Source organism: Streptomyces sp. NPDC058240 (assembly GCF_042882135.1).
Lineage (GTDB): Bacteria > Actinomycetota > Actinomycetes > Streptomycetales > Streptomycetaceae > Streptomyces.
Window position 1 is genome coordinate 1 of record NZ_JBHVWT010000168.1, and the last position, 1082, is coordinate 1082.

General features: G+C 70.2%; 1 protein-coding gene. It reads right to left on the reverse strand.

Features of this window, described 5'->3' with window-relative positions:
* On the reverse strand, positions 1-819 hold an 819-nt coding region (locus ACFVX4_RS42180; RefSeq protein WP_389988877.1), incomplete at its 3' end, for an IS110 family transposase.
* Positions 820-1082 lie beyond the last annotated feature (263 nt).

Here is a 1082-nt window from a genome sequence, read left to right on the forward strand (position 1 = left end):
GGAAAGAGGGTGTGCCTCCAGCAGGGTGTTGATCTGGGTTTCCAGGGCCCGGCGCTGTTCGTGGACAGCGCCGAGGGAGCGGGCCAGGGAGGGCAGGACGGTGTCGAGGGTGCCTGTCCCGGGCACGATCACGGTCTGCTCGTCCAGCGCGTCGAAGACCTCGTCGATGAGCCGGGCGGCCATGCGCGGGGCCCTGGGCCGGGTGAGCTCGACGAGTCTGCGGCGGCCGGCTTTCCGTAGGGCGGCTGGGGATCCGTGGCGTTCCAGCAGCCAGGTGACGGCCTGGTGGTCCAGACGCGGGCCGAGGACGCGTTCCAGGCTGGGGTGGAACTGGGTGAGCAGGCCGCGTATCCGGTTGCTGGTGCGGGTGGCCTCGGCGGCGAGGTCCTGGTCGAAGCCGACCAGGACGGTCAGCTCGGCGGTGATCTCGTCGGTGAGTTCCAGCGAGCGCAGGGTGTGCGGCAGGGTGCGGGCGGCGTCCGCGATCACCGCCGCGTCCTTCGCGTCGGTCTTCGCCTCGCCCGGGTAGAGATCGGCGATCCGGCGCATCGCCAGGCCGGGCAGGTAGGCAACCCTGCAGCCCGCGTCCCGGGCGACGGCCAGGGGTAGGGCGCCGATGGAGGCGGGCTGGTCCACGATCACCAGCACCGTGCCGAACTTCCCTGCCAGCTTGTCGAAGACCGCCCGCAGCTTCGGCTCGCTGTTGGGCAGCTGCTTGTCGAAGACCTTTTTCCCGGCCGGAGTCAGCCCGTGGCCGTGGTGTGTGCTCTTGCCGACGTCCAGGCCGAGAAACACGCCCACGTCTTCGGTATCGAACATCGCGCCCCTCCAGGCGGGTTGAACGTGCCGGCCTCGGCAGTGGTGTCGTACGCGCGCATCCACGTTATGCAGACCTGCCGCCCGCGAGCTGTCCGGCATTGCGCCGGACCGGACGGTGGCCGGACCTCTCATCAGCGTCTCCGACGGCACCTCCCGGGCCCGGTGACACCACCCCCCAGGTCATCCGTTCGACAGGGGGACACAGTCATGCCGGGCCCGGAGGCCAGCGGCCCTCTTGCAGGACCGCGAAAAACATAACGGGG